This is a genomic window from Salisaeta longa DSM 21114 (genome assembly GCF_000419585.1).
Classification (GTDB): domain Bacteria; phylum Bacteroidota; class Rhodothermia; order Rhodothermales; family Salinibacteraceae; genus Salisaeta; species Salisaeta longa.
On record NZ_ATTH01000001.1, the window covers coordinates 3083484 to 3103028 of the forward strand.

Annotated in this window: 15 protein-coding genes; 11 read left to right on the forward strand and 4 right to left on the reverse strand. The window is 64.3% G+C overall.

Going from position 1 to position 19545, the window contains the following annotated elements:
* Positions 1-307 precede the first annotated feature (307 nt).
* From SALLO_RS0112870 to SALLO_RS17940, 7 genes are all read left to right on the forward strand, one after another.
* Entirely contained in the window at positions 308-1231 is a 924-nt protein-coding gene (locus tag SALLO_RS0112870; RefSeq protein WP_022836718.1) for a sulfotransferase, read from the forward strand.
* A 241-nt stretch (positions 1232-1472) separates the two neighbouring features.
* Positions 1473-2543, forward strand: coding sequence for a glycosyltransferase (locus SALLO_RS17145; RefSeq protein ID WP_022836719.1), 1071 nt, complete (start codon positions 1473-1475; stop codon positions 2541-2543).
* Between the two features lie 39 nt (positions 2544-2582).
* Complete coding sequence (locus SALLO_RS17150) at positions 2583-4061, forward strand: lipopolysaccharide biosynthesis protein (RefSeq protein ID WP_022836720.1); 1479 nt, start codon at positions 2583-2585, stop codon at positions 4059-4061.
* A 6-nt stretch (positions 4062-4067) separates the two neighbouring features.
* A complete protein-coding gene (locus tag SALLO_RS0112885) occupies positions 4068-4877 on the forward strand; it encodes a glycosyltransferase family 2 protein (protein WP_084696297.1) in 810 nt (269 codons plus the stop codon).
* A 6-nt stretch (positions 4878-4883) separates the two neighbouring features.
* Entirely contained in the window at positions 4884-5789 is a 906-nt protein-coding gene (locus tag SALLO_RS17155) for a sulfotransferase family protein (protein WP_051141387.1), read from the forward strand.
* Positions 5779-6675 (forward strand): sulfotransferase family protein, encoded by an 897-nt coding sequence (locus SALLO_RS17160; protein ID WP_022836723.1) that lies wholly within the window; start codon positions 5779-5781, stop codon positions 6673-6675. Before SALLO_RS17155 ends, SALLO_RS17160 begins: the two co-directional genes overlap by 11 nt.
* The gene (locus SALLO_RS17940) at positions 6672-7874 is read left to right on the forward strand and encodes a glycosyltransferase (RefSeq protein ID WP_022836724.1); all 1203 of its coding nucleotides are present in this window, start codon (positions 6672-6674) and stop codon (positions 7872-7874) included. Before SALLO_RS17160 ends, SALLO_RS17940 begins: the two co-directional genes overlap by 4 nt.
* 67 nt (positions 7875-7941) lie before the next feature.
* Here the strand turns inward: SALLO_RS17940 and SALLO_RS0112905 are convergent, their stop codons facing one another.
* Positions 7942-10377 carry a TonB family protein gene (locus tag SALLO_RS0112905; RefSeq protein ID WP_169577932.1) on the reverse strand — a complete coding sequence of 812 codons (2436 nt, stop codon included), beginning with the start codon at positions 10375-10377 and terminating at the stop codon, positions 7942-7944.
* A gap of 366 nt (positions 10378-10743) precedes the next feature.
* Between SALLO_RS0112905 and SALLO_RS0112910 the strand changes: the two genes are divergently transcribed.
* Entirely contained in the window at positions 10744-12021 is a 1278-nt protein-coding gene (locus SALLO_RS0112910; protein ID WP_169577933.1) for a hypothetical protein, read from the forward strand.
* A 171-nt stretch (positions 12022-12192) separates the two neighbouring features.
* Here the strand turns inward: SALLO_RS0112910 and SALLO_RS0112915 are convergent, their stop codons facing one another.
* Entirely contained in the window at positions 12193-12486 is a 294-nt protein-coding gene (locus SALLO_RS0112915; RefSeq protein ID WP_022836727.1) for a hypothetical protein, read from the reverse strand.
* A gap of 207 nt (positions 12487-12693) precedes the next feature.
* Here SALLO_RS0112915 and SALLO_RS0112920 point away from each other — a divergent pair, with 207 nt between their 5' ends.
* From SALLO_RS0112920 to SALLO_RS0112930, 3 genes are all read left to right on the forward strand, one after another.
* Positions 12694-13254, forward strand: a complete 561-nt coding sequence (locus SALLO_RS0112920) for an RNA polymerase sigma factor (RefSeq protein ID WP_022836728.1) — start codon at positions 12694-12696, stop codon at positions 13252-13254.
* 123 nt (positions 13255-13377) lie between these two features.
* A complete protein-coding gene (locus SALLO_RS17170; RefSeq protein WP_022836729.1) occupies positions 13378-14556 on the forward strand; it encodes a FecR family protein in 1179 nt (392 codons plus the stop codon).
* A 238-nt stretch (positions 14557-14794) separates the two neighbouring features.
* Positions 14795-15952 (forward strand): MFS transporter, encoded by a 1158-nt coding sequence (locus tag SALLO_RS0112930; RefSeq protein WP_051141388.1) that lies wholly within the window; start codon positions 14795-14797, stop codon positions 15950-15952.
* Positions 15953-15972: 20 nt separating this feature from the next.
* Here SALLO_RS0112930 and SALLO_RS17175 read toward each other — a convergent pair whose 3' ends face one another.
* Together SALLO_RS17175 and SALLO_RS17180 are read right to left on the reverse strand one after the other, a co-directional pair.
* Positions 15973-17451, reverse strand: a complete 1479-nt coding sequence (locus SALLO_RS17175; protein WP_022836731.1) for a hypothetical protein — start codon at positions 17449-17451, stop codon at positions 15973-15975.
* A 221-nt stretch (positions 17452-17672) separates the two neighbouring features.
* Positions 17673-19187, reverse strand: a complete 1515-nt coding sequence (locus SALLO_RS17180) for a hypothetical protein (RefSeq protein ID WP_022836732.1) — start codon at positions 19185-19187, stop codon at positions 17673-17675.
* Positions 19188-19545: the final 358 nt, after the last annotated feature.

Below are 19545 nucleotides of genomic sequence, written 5' to 3' on the forward strand. Positions count from 1 at the left end.
CACAGGTCGTCCCGGAAGGGCAATCCCCAGAGTTGGGCACTCTTTGCTACGAAGCACTTTTCTTGGCCCCTGGAGATCGCCACGTCACTCACGTGCGCTCATTCCTCGCGATGACATGAAGGGAATTTCTTTTTTGCTGGGTTGGGTGTGCAGCTGCCAAGATGGTTCCGAACAATCGTTTGAACCATCAATGCTCCGCGCATCGACCGAGACGACGGATGCCACCGACGCGGCGCGCTCGTGAAACGAACCGTCGCTTGGCGGCTTTCCCTTGGCCCACGGTTCTGCTCCTAACCCGCTCGTTGGTGTGCCGCTGCCTACGTTTTTGCTCATCGGAGCCATGAAGGCCGGAACGACGGCGCTGTACGACGCGCTGCGCCAGCATCCGGACGTGTTTATGGCGCCGGTGAAGGAGCCCAACTACTTCGCATTTGCCGATGCGCCGCCGGCGTTTACCGCGCCCATCGACGAGCGCCCCGAAGGCATCAACAACGCTTCAATCACCGCGGCCGACGCGTACCGCGCCCTGTTTGACGGAAGCGAAGATGCCGCCGCGCGAGGCGAGGCGTCGCACTGGTACCTGTACTGGCCTGCCGCGCCCGCCAACATTCAGGAGGCGGTGCCCACGGTGCGCCTGCTGGCCGTGCTCCGCAACCCGGTCGAGCGGGCGTACTCCGAGTTCATGCACTTTGTGCGTGATGGCGTTGAGCCCATCACCGATTTCGGAAAGGCGCTGGACGCGGAGGGCGCGCGCGTGGAGGCCGGGTGGGCGCTGGGCCGCTACGTGGATCGCGGGCGCTACGCGGAGCAGTTGGAGCGCTACCTGGCGCGCTTCGACCGGTCGCAACTGCGCATTTACCTGCACGATGACCTCGTGGAGGACCCCCAAGAGGTGATCGAGGATGTGTACCGGTTCATTGGCGTCGATCCCCATTTTTCGCCCGCCACCACCCGCCGCGTCAACAAGTCGGGCGTTCCCAAACGCCGCTGGATGCACCGGCTCCTTACAGCGGCGCAGCCCATGCGCGAGGCCCTTGCACCCGTAGTACCACAGGCGATGGTGCGCTGGGCTACGGCCCTCAAAAATCAGAACTTGGACAAGCCGCCCATGGACCCCGCGGTGCGCTCGCGTCTCATCGAAACGTTTCGCCCGGAGGTCCGCGCGCTGGAAACCCTCCTCGACCGCGACCTCAGCCACTGGCTCGCCCCCACCCCTCGCGATGACACGTAGGAAACTGCTTCTTCGGGCGACGAGCGTGCAGTTGGACACACCCCTCCGAACAGCCACCTGAACCATCGACATTCGAGACGGCATCCACAGCCTGGCAATCGCTGCAGTTCATCGGACGTCCCCGGCCATCAACGGAGGCGCGCCAACACGCGTTGAGCAGCGCCGTTGGCTGACCTTCCAGGGAGCCCTGCGTACCGGGGGGCGTTAGCGCTCTGGTGCCTTTCCAAACGATTCGACCGTCATGTCTACGCCCCTCGCCGTGCTCGCGTGGCCCGCGTTTAACAACCGCACGGGCAATCCCTACAACCGGCTGCTCTACGACGCGATGGACCCGACCGCGGCCGTCGTCGACGAGTTTACCCCGCAGCGTGCGCTCACCGGCACGTACGACGTGGTGCACGTGCACTGGCCCGACGATTTTTTGAGCCAGCCGCACGTCTGGACGGCCGCTGCCTACGTGGGGGCTACGCTGGTGCTGCTTACCTGGATGCGCATGCGCGGCGCGGCGCTGGTGTGGACGGCCCACGATGCTGGGCCGCACCAATCCCACCACCCGCGGTTGGAGCGGCTGTTCTGGCGCGTCTTTATTCCGCAAGTGGATGGCCTCATCAGCCTGAGCCGGGCCGGCCTGGAGGCCACCTGCGCGGCTCATCCGCGACTGCGCAACGTGCCGGGCCGCGTGATTCCGCACGGGCACTACCGCTCGGCGTACCCGGCGCCGCTGCCGGTGGACGAGGCGCGCGCCGCGCTGGACGTTCCTGCTGGCGCCACCGTCATTGGGCATGTGGGGCGCATCCGGCCGTACAAAAACGTCCCACACCTCATCACGTGCTTTCGCCGATTGGACGCACCGGACGCGCGGCTGTATGTTGCCGGAAACCCATCGAGCGATGCACTCGCGCGCCGGGTGGAGGCGGCCGCTGCCCCCGACGCCCGCGTGACAACCGACCTCCGCTTTGTGCCCGAGGCGGAGCTGGTGCAGGTGATTAGCGCCAGCGACCTCATCGCCTTGCCCTACACGGATATTTTGCACTCGGGCACTGCCCTCCTGGCGCTCTCGCTCAACCGTCCGGTGCTCGTGCCGGCCCGCGGGGCCATGGCCGAACTCCAAGAGCAGGTGGGCGCTGCGTGGGTGCGCACCTACGACGACGGACTGACGCCCGCGGTGCTCCGTGATGCGCTCCACTGGGCGCAAACCGCTGCACGTCCGCCGCGCGCGCCGCTGGAGGCGTTGGCGTGGCCGCGCCTGGCGGCTGCGCACGTCGCGCTGTACCGTACCGCGGCAGCGAACAACACATCCGGGCGGTCGTGAAACCTGCGCTGTAGCGACGTCCCCACGCCTCCTGCTTGCATGGCTGCTTCCCTCCGCGAAAAAACGACCACCGGCATTGCCTGGACGACCGTCGAGGACTGGGGCGGGCGCATTGCCAACTTTATGGTGATGTTGGTGCTGGCGCGCTTGCTCTCGGAGGCTGCGTTTGGGCTGGTGGCCCTCGCAGGGGTGTTCGTGGCGCTGGCAAAGGTGCTCATCGATCAGGGCTTTTCCGATGCCATCGTGCAGCGTGAGACGCTCACCGACGGGCACTTGGATACGGCCCTGTGGATCAATGTGGGCACCGGAGTGGTGCTGGCGGGCCTTACGGCGGGGGCCGCGCCGTGGATCGCACAGGTCATGGGTGAAGCCGCCCTGACGCCGCTCTTGCGCGTGCTGGCGGTGGTGTTCGTGCTGCGAAGCCTCAGCGGCGTGCAGCAGGCGCTCTTTCAGCGCACAATGGACTTTCGCGTGCTGGCGTTGCGGTCGCTTGCGGCGGTCGCGCTGGGAGGCGCAGTGGGCATCGGGATGGCGGTGACCGGGTTTGGCGTGTGGAGCCTCATCGGTCAGCAGGTGACGTACAACGCGGTGGAGATGGTGGTGCTGTGGACGGCGAGCGACTGGCGGCCCGGCTTTACGTTTTCTGCAGAGCGGTTCCGGGAGCTCTTTGGCTTTAGCGCCTACATGACCGGTACGCGCCTGCTCAACTTTGCGGCCAACCGTAGCGACACGTTCCTCGTGGGGGCGTTTCTGGGGCCGGTGGCGCTGGGACTGTACGACCTTGCGTTTCGGCAGATGCACACGGCGTCGCAACTCCTTACGGGGGCGACGTCGCGCGTCACGTTTTCCACCTTTAGCCGCATGCAGGACGACCCGGCCCAGGTGCGGCGCTTTCACCGGTCGGCCACGCAGTTTGGCGCGGCGCTCGCGTTTCCACTGTTCGGCTTGCTGATGCTGTGGGCGCCCGAGGTGATGGTAGTCCTCTTCGGGGATAAGTGGGCACCGAGCGGGCCGCTGCTGCGCGTGCTGGCAGCCATGGGGCTGCTGCAAGGCATCACGCTGTTCAATGGAGCGGTCATCAAAGGGATGGGCCGCTCGTCGTGGACGCTGGTGCAGGTGGCGCTGTACTGGGGCGTGCGCCTCGGCCTGATGGCGCTGGCGCTGGCTTTTTCGGCCGGGGCGATGGGCATTGCGGTGGCGTACGTGGCGGGCGGGTACCTGGTAGCGCCGCTGGGCTGGTGGATGGTGCATCGGCTCGTGGGCCTACCGGTGGGCGCGTATCTGCGCGCGCTGGCGCCTGTCGCGGCTGCGGCGCTGGTGGGCATTGGCCTTAGCGCGGTTGTGCGGTGGAGCCTCCCGACACTCAATCTGTACGTGCACCTTGCCGCGGGCGTCGGGAGTGGACTCCTGGCCTACGCCGGCGCCCTCTACCTTTTGCAGCGCCCGCTGGTGTATCGCGCGCTTCGGCTGGCGCGCGCCCTCACCGCACCGTTTCGTCCGTCGCGTTCAACCTCCTAAGCATTCATGGCTGTTCCACTCACCATTGGCATCATCACTGCCGGTCGCCCAGGCTGCTTGGAGCGTTGCATTGGCAGCGTGCGAACGCACGTGACGACGCCACACCACATGGTGGTGCTCGACAGCCTTGCCAATCCCGAGCTGGAGGCTACGTGGGCGGCGGCTGAGGACGTCACGTACCGCGCCGCGCCGCGTCCGGTGGGGCCGTCGGCGGCCCGGCGCCTCATCGCCGAGGCGCTTGAAACGCCGCGCCTCCTCTACCTCGACGACGACATCGAGGTGCGCCCCGGCACCGTCGAGGCGCTGATGACCTACCTGGACACCCACGACGGGGTGGATATTGCCACGGGCGTGTGGAACGAGTACGACCAGTACCGCATGATGGGGCAGTTTTTTGTGGAGGGCGAGCAGGGCGAAACGCCTATCGTCACCAAGAAATTCTTAACGGTGGAGGCTGCCGATGCCGTGGGGCTTTCGAGCGCGCGCGTCGACGGCGGACTTGCCACCATGCTGCTGCGCGCCGAGGTGCTGGAGGCGGTCCAGTTCGATCCGCGCTACGACTTTTACTACGAGCTGTACGACTTCTTCATGCAGTGCAAGCGCGCGGGCATGAACGTGCAGGCTGTACGCAAGGCCGTGTTCGACCACAAGCCGGTGGCGTACCTGGACGAGACCGAGCGCCAGCGCAGCGACACCGAGGTGGATAAAGAGCGCTTTGCCGAGAAGTGGGGCCTGCAGCCCATTGGCAGTGTTGGCGGGGTACAACGCACGCTGTGGGAGCGCGTGCTTCACAAGGTGCGTCGCTTCTGGAGCTGATACGCTATGCCTGAATCGCTATCGTTCGTTGATCTATTGTACCGCACGTGGCGGCGCGAGCGAAAGCACCGCTACGTGCGTCGCCCGCTTACACTGCAGCGGGTGGTCGCCTCGGTGCGTCCGCGGCTGCGCCAGCCGGTGTTCATTGTGGGCGCGCCGCGGTCTGGCACGTCGTTTTTGGGACGCTGCATTGCGCACCTGCCCGGCCTCTCGTATCACTTCGAGCCGCCCTTTACGAAAGCAGCAGCCCGCCACGTGTACCGGGGCAATTGGTCTACCCAGCGCGCCGCGCGCTACTATCGGCGGGTGTATCGCTGGTTGCTGCGGGCCTGGGCCGATGGCGATGAGCGCTTTGCGGAAAAGACGCCGCGCAACTGCTTCCTCATCCCCTTCCTCTACGATACGTTTCCCGATGCCCGTTTCGTGCATATTGTGCGCGACGGGCGGGACGCAGCGCTCTCGCACAGCCAAAAGCCGTGGATGCAGCCGCAGGGCGCTGGGGCAGACGACGATGGGCAGTCCTTCGGGACAACGGCGCGGTTTTGGGTGGCACCGGAGCGGCGCGAAGCCTTTGCCGCCACCACCACCTTTCATCGGTGTATCTGGACGTGGCGGCGGCACGTGGCGGCTGCCCGGGCGGGGCTTGCACATGTGCCAACGCATCAGCAGCACACGCTGCGGTACGAGGCACTGGTACAGGAACCAGCGGCTACTGGGGCGGCGCTTGCCCGCTTCCTCGGATACGAGGCGCCCGTCAGCGCTGGGTTTGCTGAGGCGCTCGCGGAAGCACGCGACGATTCGGTAGGAGCCTGGCAAACAGCTCTGACGGTTGCACAGCAGCAGGTGGCGGCGCAGGAAGCAGGCGCTTTGCTAAAGACCCTGGGATACGCCACTCCACCACATGTCCGCTAGCGCATTCAAACCGTTGTTTGTGGTGGGCTGTCCGCGCTCGGGCACGACCCTGGTGCAGCGCCTGCTCAATGCGCACCCTGAAGTGGCCATCGCGCCGGAAACCTTCCTCGTGCAGAAGGCCCGGCGCCACAGCCCGCCTGCCCTCATCGAGGCATTGGCGGCCGGCCCCCTCTTTCCGGCGATGGGCGCCCCCGATGCCTTCCACCGCGCGGCCCGCGCAGCGCACGACCCGCAAGCCATCTTTGAAGCGCTGCTGCGCACGTTTGCGGCGCACACGGGCGCGTCCGTAGTCGGCGAAAAAACGCCCGACCATGTGCGCCACATACCTCAGTTGCTGGACTGGTTTCCCAGGGCGCGCGTCATTCACGTGGTGCGCGACGCCCGTGCGGTCGTCAACTCGTGGCGCACGGTGCCCTGGCGCTCGGGATACGTTGCCCGCGATGCGGAGCTCTGGGTTGAGCATGTAGCCGCCGGACGGGCCGCAGCCGCGACGCACCCAGCGGCGGTGCACACCGTCCGCTTTGAAGCGCTCGTGCGCAGTCCGGAAGCGACGCTTCGCACGCTATGCCGTGCCGTGGGGCTTGCGTTTGATCCGGCGATGGTGCATTTCCACCAAACGCCGCCCGACACGGTGGACGTCGAGCGCGAGCCGTGGAAGCAGCGCGTCACGCGTCCGATCGACCCATCGGTGGCCACACGGTGGCGTACGGAGCTGCCGTGGCGCGACGTATGCGTGGTTGAGGCGGTGGCGGGGACTGAAATGCGGCGTTGGCGGTATCCGCTGCTTTCGAATCAATCGATGCGGCGCCGCGCGCAATGGCGGGCCCGGTGGCAGCGGCTGCGATGGAAAATGGATGTCTTGCGAACGGAGAGCGGTTGGTTATGACGGTTGGATACATCCACATGGGAGAAGCGTCGCACGGCGTGTGTCGGTACGGGCGCCTGCTGGCCGCAGCGGTGCGCGCGCATCAGCCGGGCCGCGTGGTTGAGGCGGCGTGCGTATTGCCCGAGGATGCAGGTCGTCACGCCGACGCGTTGGATGCAGCCCTTGCAGCGATGGCACCGGCCGATGTGGTGCATGTGCAGTACAACCCGCGGGTGTGGGGGGGGGCGCATGCCGCTCGGCGAAACGTACAGTACCTGGCAGCGCACCTACACGCGCCGTATGTGGTGACGCTGCACGACGTGCGCGATGGCTACGGCCCGTGGGGCATGCTTCGCCGGTTGTGGGCCCAGCGGGCTTCGGGGCGGCAGCGGCGGCAACGGGTCGCGGATGCGTCCGGAACGACGGCATCGGCACGTACCGTTGTGGACGCCTGGCGGGCCTCAGCCGGCAAGGCGCTCGACTTTCTCCATCGCGAATATGACAATGCGCGGGCGACGCGGGACATCGCGCGGTCGGCTGCGGAGGTGTTGGTGTGTACGGCAGAAGAGGCCCGGCGCGCGGAGGCGCTCATGCCACGGCCCACGGTCATTCCGCACTTTGTGGAGCGCATCGACGTGCCGGAAGCCAAGGCGGCCAAGGCAGCCTTAGGACTCGAAGACTATCGGGTGTGTACGGTGCTGGGGTACATTCATCGTCGCAAGGGCCACGACCGGCTCATTGCCGCGCTTCCTCATCTACCGGAGGATGTGATGGTGGTCTGTGCGGGAGCCCCCGGGAAGAACAGTCCGGCGTTCGCCAAGCACTTGCGCGCGCAGGCTGCAGCGTTGGGGTGCGCCGGTCGGCTCCGCATTACAGGATACGTTCCGGACGATGTGCTTCGGCAGTACTTGGCAGCCACCGACGTGGCGGCCTGTCCCTTTCGAGAGGCGTCGGCGTCGGGGTCGCTTGCCACGTGGATAGCAACCGGTCGGCCCATCGTAACGTCTCGTTTGCCGCTTTTTTTGGCATACAATGCGCACGTGGAAGGCGCTCTTCGCATTGCGGACGCGTCGCGCCCCCAAGCCCTTGCACAGGCGATTAGGCGCACCTTAGAAGCACCGGCGGCAGGCGCTGCCGCGCGGGCCCAGCTCCAGGACGAGCTATCGCTAGCTGCTACTGCAGCGAAGCACCAGGCGTGCTACCGGCGCGTTACGGCATAAGCAAGCGCCGCCAGGCAAAAGCTCGACGGCGCTTGTGGTGGGTGGTGGCAACGCACAAGTTGCACTGCTAATTGTCCAGGCTAAAGCGGACCCAGACGACCGTTTTGGCCGGTACGGGTTTGCCATCAACCTTGGCAGGGATAAACTCCGCTTCGCGCACGGCCTCAAGCGCTTCTTCGTCGGCGCCGCCGCCAATGCCGCGTACCACTTGTGCCGAGCGCACCGTGCCATCCGCGTTAACGACAGCCTGCACGTACACCTTGCCCTCAATGCCCTGGCGAGCGGCCTGTTGCGGGTACTGAACGTCTTCGTGCAGGGCCGCCAGTCCGCCTTTTACCTTGGGGGCTTGGTCAACCACGTTGTAGATGCCCTGCTCGCCCTGCATGGCTTCCTTCTGCTGCTTGTTTTGTTGCTGCTTGGCCCGCGCCAACCGCAGCATCTCTAATTCGCTTCGGCTCTTCTCAAGCTGCTGCGCAGCATAGTCGTCGCCTGGGCGCACCTCCAGCGCGTTCTGGTACATTTCGACAGCCGTTTCAAAGTTGCCTTGCTGGAACGCGGCATCGGCTTGCGAAATGTACTGATTGTACTGCGCCTGGGCCGCTTGGGACGTTTGGCGGAGGCTGTCGGTGGTGGCTATAGCGGCTTCCACCTCGGTCGTTTGCTGCACTTCCGCGGCGTTGCGAAAGGCTTCTAGCGCAGCCGCGTAGTTGCCCTGGCGTTGCAGTTGTTGGCCGCGGCTGAAGTACTCCTGGTACTGGTCCTGCTGTTGGTTTTGCTCGATCTGCTGCTGCAGGTCATTAATGATGCGTTGCAGGTTGGGGTCGTTGGGTTTGTAATTGGCGGCCTGCTGGAACTTGCTCAGTGCTACGCGCAAGTTCCCCGCTTGCAGCTGCTGGTTGCCTTGCTGCTGAAAGAACGAGGCGATTTGGCCGACGCTTGCTTGTCCGCCGCCCATGCCGCCAATCTGCTGACGCGCAAGCTCAAGCTGGCGCTGGTCAATCTGCGCACGCATGTCGAGGGCCTGCTGGTTGCCCGGACGAATGTCGAGGGCGCGGAAGTACGCGGCCATCGCGCGGGAATACAGGCGGTTGGCTTCGCTGTACTGATCGAGCTGAGCGAGTGAGTCGGCCTTGTTCTTCAGGCGTAAGCCGCGATCCATCTGCTGCTGAAATTGCCGTGCGCTCGATTCTTGTTGCAGCTCGCTGATTTGGTTGAGCCGCTGGATGGTGTATTGGTCCTCGGGGCGCACATTCAGTGCGTTCTGGTAGTAGGTTTCGGCCTGGTTGTAGTTAGCCTCGGCAAAGAGCGAGTCAGCCGTTTGGCGATACTCCTGGTACGTTTTTGTGGCCACAGGATTAGAAGCGCCCGGCCCAAGCGTGAAGTACCATGCTCCTCCGCCAGCAGCCAACAGCACCAGGGGCAGAACAATGAACAAGGCGGTGCGGTTGCGGCGCAGCGTGCCGCGTTTGCCGGTACGCCGGGGCCGCGACGGGCGGTCGGAGTCGCCGGTGGACAGCACCTCAATCTCGCCGGTGGAAGCATCGTCATCGTCGTCGGCGGGCGCTGCAATGTCGGCTTCAACCGGTATAATCTCGAAGGCCTCCTCGCCTTCGCCGTCGCCCTCGTAGCGCACCGATTCGTCTTCAAGCGTGCTGCGCAGCTCCTCCACCTCTTGCATGCGCTTCGAGGGATCGACCACGAGCGCCTGGGTGAGGGCATCGCGAACGCCGGGCGAGGAGAACGACGCCGCGTCCTCCAAGAGCTCAAGCAGCGGGTCCGCGTCGCCGAGACGGTCTGAAGCCTTCGGCATGTCCTGGCCGGTCACCATCGTGCAGATGGTTGCAGCGGCCGCGTACACGTCCGTCCACGGGCCCTGGTTGCCGCGCGGGGTGTACTGCTCGATCGCACTCGTACCCGGTTGCACCAAGCTGTTCAACTGACCGCTCTGGCGGGCAAGCTGAATGAACGAGCCGCGAAAGCCGGTAACCATCGGTTGCCCGCCCTCGCGCAGCCGAATCGTCAGGGGCGATACGCCGCCGTGGTACAAGCCGGCTTCGTGCGCGGCCTCCAGCGCCTTTAGCACCGGCACCATGATGGTCAGCGCGGCCTTTTCCGACAGGGCGCCTTTGTCTTCCAGCCCACGGGCCAGCGACATGCTCGGCTCGTAGGGACGCACCCGGTAGATGGTGCCGTTCGCCTCAAACACGTCGTATGACGATGGCAAAGCTTCGTGCGAGAGCTCCCCAAGCACCTCCGATTCTTTCTGGAAGTACTCGATCCCCGACTGGTAGAGCGATCCCTCTTTCTCGCCACCGGTTACCTCAACCGACGTCTTTCCCGAGGCGCGCTCGATAAGGAACGTCGGAAAGTACTCCCGGATGATAACCTGCTCTTCCGTTTCAATGTGCTGTCCCAGGTATTTGATGTCAAACGGCCCAGGATCGCCCAGCGTACGTTTAATCGTATACTGGTTGTTCAATACCGTGAGCGGAGCCAACTCCATGATCGACATGACCTTTGTTATAAACGAACGCTTGCCGACGCCCTGCGCCTAACCGTCGGTATACAACCGAGGGCCGCGTGCATTGCAGGGCGCTGCGGCGGATCTACTTGCCTGCTGCTGTACCGGGGCTCGGCACCAAAAACGGCGCTGTCGGAAGCCCTGCACACCACACGCTACGGGGACCAGATCGTAGGGCATTACAGTTGCTTTTCCAACATAGACTACAGCCAGACAGAAGTCAATACGTATCCCCCAACGGGCTGTTTCTTGTATGTTACATTGCGCAGGCGTGTGACGGATGCATCGCTTGGGGCGACTACACGTACAAACATCCCCGCATAAATTATGCCGTTGGTTCCGCTTGTCATGATGCCTTGGAAAACCTCGCTGCGGCCCCTCGTAGGAGCCACCGTTTCGCTGTATGTACGTGGTATCTGTTGGGTTGTGGGGGGCATCCTTTGCCTGCATGCCCTTGGCCTGGCCAGCGGGGCGCAGGCGCAGCCCGCCCGCGAAGGCCGCGTGGTCCTGAACGATTGGCCGGCGCCCGCGGCGGTTCCGTCAGATCCAGCGGTGCAGCGCCTGCCGGAAGTGGCCGCGCTTGCGCTCGACTACCGCTACCGGGTGCAGCCGGAGGCTTCGGCGGCGCAGTGGACCTTCACGTGGTCGTGGCAGCCGGGCGACAGCCTGTGGGTGAACGGCCGGCCCGGCCCCGCCGCGCGCTCGGTGCTGCAGGGCTTCCGCATGACGCAGGTGGAGGTGAAGTACGATGTGCTGGTGGAGGGCCAGCAGGTGGCCGAAATGATTGTGGCGGTCGACAGTTTTCGGCTGGCTCCGCACCCGGCGCGCTACCGGTTTACGGTGGACGTGTCGGCGTCGCGCGTTTTTCTGGACACGGAGGGCGCAGCGGCCCTGTCGTATCTGAAGGCCGGCGTCACGCTGGCGCGGCCCACCGTGCTCCGCGTCGGGTTTGTGGAAGCCGGGCGGACGGCCGCTCGCCGCTCCGGGCGTTCCGATCGGGCGTCACGTCAGCAGCCGGTGCCCACCATCTTTACGCCGCGGATTGGCATTTTCATTGGGTGGCGCGTGGGCCCCGATCCGTACTACGTGGACCGCGACGACGCCGCGGGCCGCGCCGCTCCGCGCACCACCATGGGCCGAGGCGCCGCCGATGAGGAGCCGCGGGCGTCGGGCGATGATGATGCGGGCGACGACGAGGACGACGTTTCGTTGGGGCCCGCGGCCACCGTGGCGTTCGCCGCCGTGGGCCTTACCGCCCTGGTGGGCGGTACGGTGGGGTACTACGGCACCGGCGAGGCGCCGCTCGGACTTATGGCGGGCTACGTGCAGCCGTCGGGCGGTTTTTTGCTGCAAACGTCAATCAACGCCCGCGTGCTCACGGGCGAGGATCGGCAGCACCTTACGGCACAGATGCTGGGCTTTGGCAACGTCTTTCGGTCGGTGGTGCAGCCGGCGGTGGGGCTTGGGGTGCACGTGGAAACGCAGGACGATACGTACAGCACGCGGGCTGCCGTGCCGGTGGGGCTGGTCGTTAACGCGTCGCGCGTCGTGGTTTTTGGCGGCGTTGACCTTGTCGGCGCGACGCCCATGGTGGGGCTCGCCGTCAACCTCCGCAGCGGCCGCTAAGCGTTGGGGGAGCCGTTAGGGGCCAAGCGTGCCCGCGGCAGCCCGCCGGGGCACAAGCCCCGAAAGATTTTCAGGCCATACCCCAATAAAAAACCCACCAAGCGGCAGGGCCGCCTGGTGGGCTGATGAGGTCCCCTGAATCAGGGGGCGTTTCGAACGCGAAGCAGAACGCTACGGCTTTTCCGTTGCCACGAAGTCCGCACGCTCTCCGGTGGGCGTGCTAATCACTTTGGTGATGTTGATGGAGAAGCTCTTCTCGCGCTCTCGGCTCCGGTCGTACAGAATGCCGGTGAAGGTCGGCTCGTCTTCGCCCTCTTCTACCTCAGCAAGCTGTTCGATCGTATCGGCGTCTTCCCCGAAAAAGACGCCTTTGTACGCCTTTCCGTAAACCGTTTTCTGCGAGTAAGCGAAGCCCTGCCCTTCCATGTCGTTCAACTGGGCCTCGTGGAGATCGTACAGGCTCATGATGTCTCAAAGTTGTTGATTGAAATCACGCGGTTGCGTACTACCCATTGCGCCAGAATGACGCCTGCGTTTGTGTCATCACCCCTTTCATACGGAACGAATACAAAACAGTTCGCTTCCACGTGATGACCTTCGTACTATTGACAGTCTGCGCCTATTTTTTCGTAGCCTGTCATCTTCTGTTCATCGAACCGTGTGCAAGGCCGTATGGCTGACGCTGCTTCTCCGTTTGACCCCGATCGCGTGCGCCGCGCCCAGGATGGCGATGACCGGGCGCGCTCGGTGCTCCTCGATGCGCTGCAACCCATCTTGAAGGGCTACTTCATTAAGCGCATTGGGAAAACGCCCGACGTGGACGACCTGATCCAAAACACGCTGCTGCGGGTGCACAACGGCATCGAAGACATCAACAAGCCGGGCAGCTTTAAGGCGTTTGCGATGAAGGCGGCGCTTTTTGAGCTGCAAGATTACTACCGGGGCCGCTACGACATGAAAGAGCGGCTGTACGATCCGGAGTTGCCGCTCGACCGCACCACGGCCCCCGATGATGGAAGCGCCCGCGTGGATGTGGAGCGCGCCATGGAGCTTCTCTCGCCGAAGGCCCAGCGCATTTTGGAGCTGCGTGAGTACGGGTACAAATACCGGGAGATTGCCCAGATGATTGACACCACCGAGGCGGCGATTAAGATGCAGGTGAAGCGGGCGTTCGACAAGCTCCGCGATGCCTTAGCGGGGCTGTTGCTCTTTGTATTGCTTGGGGGTGCATAGCATAGGCGACAGGTGTGTTACTTATCCTGAACATCATGCGGCTTCCCTATGCAGACCTACAGATGAACCCCCCGACCGTCGAGCGTATCGACGCGAACGGCCTTCTGATTGACCAATTGAGCAATGGATCCTTTGTACGAAACGCTACTTTTTCACGACGCCCTCTCGCCGGAGGCCCAAGACGAGCTGCGCGAGCGCTTGGCTGCGGATGACGCCCTTGCGCAGGCATTCGTTGCGTGGCGCGCGGCCCGCGAGCGCATCGCGACGCAGTTTAATGACGACCTCCCCGACCGCTCGCTGCTGGTGCTGTATGCCCTCGACGCGGCCGGGCAGGGCGATCTGCTGAGCGAAGCAGAGCGCGGCGCGTTGGCCGACGCCCGCCCCACGATTGAAGCGGCCCTCGCGGCGCATCCCGCCCTGCATGACGTCGTGCGCGACATCCGCAGCGCGTGCGCCGACTTCGAAGAAATGTGGGCTACGCATGCCGCGAATGCTCCCGATCGGGCGAACGGCCAAGCGCCCGCTCGCGATGGTGTGCGCGCCGGGCGTGCGCCCATCGCCCGCAACGAAACGTCGGCCAACCGGCGCCTGCTTGTGCGCTGGGGCACCGGTGTGGCGATGCTGGTGGTGCTGTTCGCCGTGCTGTATGTGGCACCGTGGGAACCCGATACCACCACCGTGCGCGTGGCCGAGGGCGCACAAGAAATGGTGACGCTTGCCGATGGATCGACGGTGCGCCTGCAAGGGGCTGCGATGCTGGAGTATGTGCCGGGCGACGGCTTCGATCGGGCCGTTACCCTGTCGGCCGGACAAGCCTTCTTTGACGTGAAAGAGGGCCGCACCGCATTTACCGTTACCACCCCCACGGCGCAAACCACGGTGCTGGGCACCCAGTTTGCGGTGACGGCCGAAGAGCGCCGCACCGAGGTCATTCTGGCAACGGGCCGCGTGCGCCTGAAGGCACGTACGGGAGGCCCCAACAGCGCCGTCACCTTACAGCCGGGGCAGCGCAGCGTGGTGGCACGCGGCAGCGAGCCGGTGCCCCCCGAGCGCGTCAACATTAACGACGCATTGGCATGGACGGGGCTCTTCATCTTCCAGGATGCGCCGCTGGCTACCATCGCCCAGCAGCTGTCGCAGCACTACAAGATGCCAATTGCGGTGCACCCGAAGCTGCAGTCCGAAACGGTAACGGGCACCTTCAGCCGGTCGCAGCCCGCACAGGAGGTGCTGCAGGCGTTGGCACAGTCGTTGAGCGCGCAGCTTCTGCTCGAAAACAATCGCGCCACGATTCGGCCCTAAGCGCAGTTGCCCAACGCACTGTTCAGATGGCGCCTGCGTCTGCTCAAAGGCGCGGGCGCTGTTTGTTGCACTCGGTGTGTTGATTCCGTGGCAACAGCCCGCCCTGCTGGAACGAACAAGCGCCTCCGTTCTACAGGTCTATCTGCTTCGTCCCTTTTCCTGACGCCCTGTTGCCTCCGTGGGAACTCCTCGCGCACAGCAGACATCGCCGTACCTCATCTTGCTGGCTCTGTGGCTCATGATGTTTTCCACGAGCAGCCAGCTCATCATCATGGTTCCCATCTTGCCGGAGATTGGTGCAACGCTGGGCGTCAATCAGTTCTGGCGGGGCATGCTGCTGACGTCGTACGCCGTGGCGCTTGCCGGCTCGGCCTTGCTCGTGGGGCCCGCGTCCGATCGGATCGGGCGCCGCCGCGTGCTGCTTCTGGGCACCGGGCTCATGACGGTAACGCTCGCGCTGCACACCGTGGCGGCCGACTACGAGCTGCTGCTCATCATGCGTATTCTGGCGGGCATCGGGGGCGGAATGCTCAGCGGGGGGTCGGTGGCGTACATCGGCGACTATTTTCCCTACGAGCAGCGGGGGTGGGCCAACGGCTGGGTGATGAGCGGCACGGCCCTGGGCCAAGTGGCCGGCGTGCCGTTGGGGAAAGTACTTGCCACGGCATTTGGCTACCGATGGCCGTTTTTAGGGTTTGCCCTTACCATGGCCGGGGCCACCGTGCTCATTTGGCGCTACGTGCCCTCGCCCGAGGCCGACCTCGATCCCGAGCGCGTCACCTTCCGGCGCGGCATCCGCAAGTACCGGCGCGTACTCAACGACGCCACAGCCCGCGCCGCTGTCGGCAGCTACGTGCTCATGTTCTTTGGCTTTGGCTTGCTAACCACCTTCTTGCCCACCTGGCTCGAAACCTCGATCGGCCTGTCGAGCTACGAGGTGGCGCTGCTGTTTGCCATTGGCGGGCTGGGCAACATCCTGGCCGCGCCCTCGGCCGGGCGCCTGTCGGACACCATCGGACGCAAGCCCATCATCGTGTGGACGAGCGCCTTGCTTGGGGTGATCATGCTCGTCACCCCGTACATGGTTAGCGGCTTTTATAGCGTGGCGGTGCTGTTCTTCGGCGCGATGGCGACGGTGGGCATGCGCATCGGCCCCTTGCAATCGTTGCTCACGGCGCTCGTCCCCGACCGGCAGCGGGGGCTGCTGATGGGTCTCGCCGTGGGGGCCGGTCAGGGGGGCTTTGGGTTTGGAAGCTTTGTCGCAGGGCTTACCTTCGGCCCGCTGGGATACGTAAGCAACGCCATCGGGGCCGCCTGTTCAGCCTTCGCCATGGCCCTCCTGGTGCAACAGCGGCTGCCTGAGCCCGCCATGGATCAGGCCGCCTCGCGGGCGTAAGCGCGCACTTCAGACACAGCCTATTCGAGAAGTTGGAGCCCAGGGTATGCCGTGCCGCCCGTTCCAATGAACGTCCACCCCGCCGCCCAATCCTTGGAGCCAAACGCGCCAACGTAGTTCACGTCGCGGAAAAAGCCGCTGGGCTCTTCAATGCCCGGAAGCGACGTGGCCGGGCCGGTGGCTCGCAGGTTGAGGCTGGTAAGCTGCCCGTAGCTGTTGCGCGAGAGGTTTTGATACGGCGGCTGCGTTGCGACCGTGTTGTTGCGCTGCAAATAGGCCGCAAGCGAATCGCCCAGGGTGCCTTGGTTGCCCACCAGGCCACGCATTGCACTGCCGGTGCCCGCGGAAAACGCACCGCCCGCTTCATGAAAGAGGTTGCCCGCAATCCGGATCGTCCCTTGCCTAAATCGCGCCCAGCTGTCGCCCGATCGCGTCGTGGGAACGTCCTCAATCCGCACCACGGTTTCCGGAAAGCTCGCCACAATCGAGTTGTACAGCGAGCCCGCAAAGTTATCCCGGAAGAACAGCGCGGTGCCGCCGGCCCCGTCAAGCCCCGAGCCAATCAGGGTTGCGTTGAAGATGATGGGGGTAGCATACGGCTTGCGATCCTCGCCGCCAAACGAGGCATCGCCGCCGTCCATTTCTGCGGCCCGATCGGCCGAGACGCTGCCCTGCAGGACGAGCCAGAATTGCCCACGGCCGCGGTAGCCCTGGTCCATATCCAGTGCGTCGTCTTCAGCAAACGCCGATACGAGATAGCGCACATCCACCGTGCCGCCAAACCACTCGACCCCGTCGTCGCGGCTTTTGTAGGTTTCAACGTACTCGATGGTCGTGCCCTGTCCCACGCCGGCAAGGGTAAGGCCGTTGTACTCCGGTGTGGTGCTCTCATTGGGGTTGCCAGACGACGTGCCGCCGTAGCGGATGGAGACGTACCGCAGGATGCCGGAGCTGTCGTCCGGGTTTTGGCCGCCGTAGACGCTGCGCGGCTCGCCCACGGATAGAAGCTCGACGTTCAGCACGTTCGGATAGGTGTTCAGCGGGGCGCGCCCAAGCAGCACCACCCCACCCCATCCGCCGCGGAAGGTGGACGGCAGGTCGTCGGTCGTGGTGAGGTCGTCTTTCGTCGTGGTAAAGATGATGGGCTGCTCGGCCGTTCCGCGCGCAAAAATCTGCCCACCCTGTGCGACGATGAGGGCACTCGGCGGCCGCGTATCGGTGGCGGGGCGTCCTTTAACAACGGTGCCGGGCTCAATCATCAAGAGCTGGCCCTCGTTGACGAACACATGCCCGTCAAGAATCCAGGTGTAATCGCTCGTCCACGTAACCGATGAGGCACTCGATCCCTTCGGCGAGATGCCTGCACCCGCTGCCTCGGTTACGATGACGGCCGGGGTACCGTTTACGCGGGTGGTGTCGTAGACCGTTTGGGCGCGCACCGTTGCCGGGGCAACGCACAGTATCAACAGGAGCAACGACCAGCAGTAGCGACGGGTCATAAAACGAAGGGCTTGGTAGAACGGAAGCGGTTGCGGCATTTGCCAATTACATAACACTTCCGTAATCAAAGAGTGCGCCAGGTGCGCCGGTGCCCGTGCTTTTGATACGATCTTGAGATGAGAGGTGTAAAAAAGAAAAGCCTGCGCCCCGCATTCGTGCCTCCTCAGAAGGCGTGCATCCAGAAGGCACAGGCATATGCCCAAACAGCGTGTATTGTCTCTCAGCGTGTGGTGCTGGTCGTGGTGCCGTCGTTTGAAGACTGAAGGAGCTCCAGCCCCGGATACTGCGCGCCGCCTTGTCCGATGTACGTCCAAGACAGGGCCCAATTCCGTTCGCCAAACGCGCCAATAAAATCTACATCCTTGAAGAAGGTAGCGGGCTCTTGCAGACCGGGAAATGTGCGCGCTGCGTTGGTCGCCGTTGGGTCGAGCGCGGTGAGGGTGCCGTACGTGTCGCGGCCGATGGTGCGGAGCGGCGCGGCTTCGGGGATACGGTTGTGGCGTGCCAGGTACTTCGTTAGCCGACGCCGGAGCGGCCCATCATTTTCAACAAGGCCTTCAACAGCGCTGCCCGATCCAGCCATCATGGTACCGCCAATGGCATAAAACAGATTTCCTTTCAGCTGCAGCGTGCCCTCAGCGAACCGCGTTTGGCTGTCGGCCGCGCCGGGTTTGTCTTCAATCCAGAGGGCCTCTTCGGGAAAGCTGGCGATGATCGAGTTGTAGAAAGCGCCCGCAAAGTTGTCGCGCATGTAGAGCGCCGTGCTGCCCTTTCCGGCAAGGCCCGAGCCGATGATGGTGGCGTTGTAGATGATGGGCGTCGCGTAGGGCCGGCGGTCTTCGCCCCCAAAATCGGCATCACCGCCGTCCAGCTCAAAGGCCCGATCCGCATAGATGCTGTTTTGCAGCGCCAGCCAGAACTGGCCGCGGCCGCGATAGCCCTGATCCATGTCGAACGAATCGTCGGTGGCGAACGCAGCCACGAGGTACTTGGCATTCACGGTGCCGCCAAACCACTCAAAGTTGTCGTCATTGTTGTTGTAGACCTCCACATATTCGATGGTTGTGCGGCGGCCCACCCCGGCAAGGGTGAGGCCATTGAACTCGGCCGTTTTGCTCTCGTCGGCGCTGCCGGCCGAGGTGCCGCCGTAGCGGATGGAGACGTAGCGCAGCACGCCGGAGTTGTCGTTGGGCCGTGATCCGCCGTAAATGCTGCGCCGGTCGTTGAGCGAAATGACCTCGGTATTCAGCACGGTGGGGTACGTGTTGAGCGGTGCCCGTCCCAAGATCACCAGGCCGCCCCACCCGCCGCGGAAGTTGGGCGGTAGGTCGTCGGTGCGCGAGAGGTCGTCCTTCAGGGCCGTGAAGATGATGGGGCGCTGGGCGGTGCCACGCGCAAACAATTGCCCGCCCTGGGCCACCACCAGCGCACTCGCGGGGCGCGCGCCCTTGCCGGGGCGGCCTTTAATCACCGTACCGGGGGCGATGGTGAGCTGCTGCCCGTCGTTGACGAAGACCAGGCCGTCGAGCACCCACAGGTAGTCGCTCGACCACGTGATGGCCTGCTGCCCCGGGCGGGCGGCAATGCCAGCCTGGTCCCGTTCCGTAACCACCACGGCCGGTTGCCCCTGCACGGTCGTCGTATCATAAACGGTTTGAGCGCGGGCGGGCTGCGCAAGCGTGCACAGCAGCAGGGCAACAAACAGCAAGCGCAGCACGGATACAGGAAAACACATAGCAGAGCAGGTAGGAGAACAACAGACCGACGCGTGGTGGGGCAACGCAACGTTGCAGCGCCGCACCTACCACAATATGCGCCTCGTCAACCGTCGCATCCAGCGCTGTGCGTGAGCACAGGATAAAGCTCCGGTTATCGTTCTGTAACCCAATCGCACCGCCCCACGCAATTCTGCACAGCCGCATGAGGACACAGCGTTTTAGCACGGTGAATCGGTAAACATAGCGTGACCACGATGTAAAGGAAACCAGAATATGGCGTGGCTAACACAAGCGTAATACCCCGATAATCTAGGGGTAACGGTGCAGCCCTACCTTTGTAACCGCAGAATAGTGCCGCCCTACGGTGTCGTGATA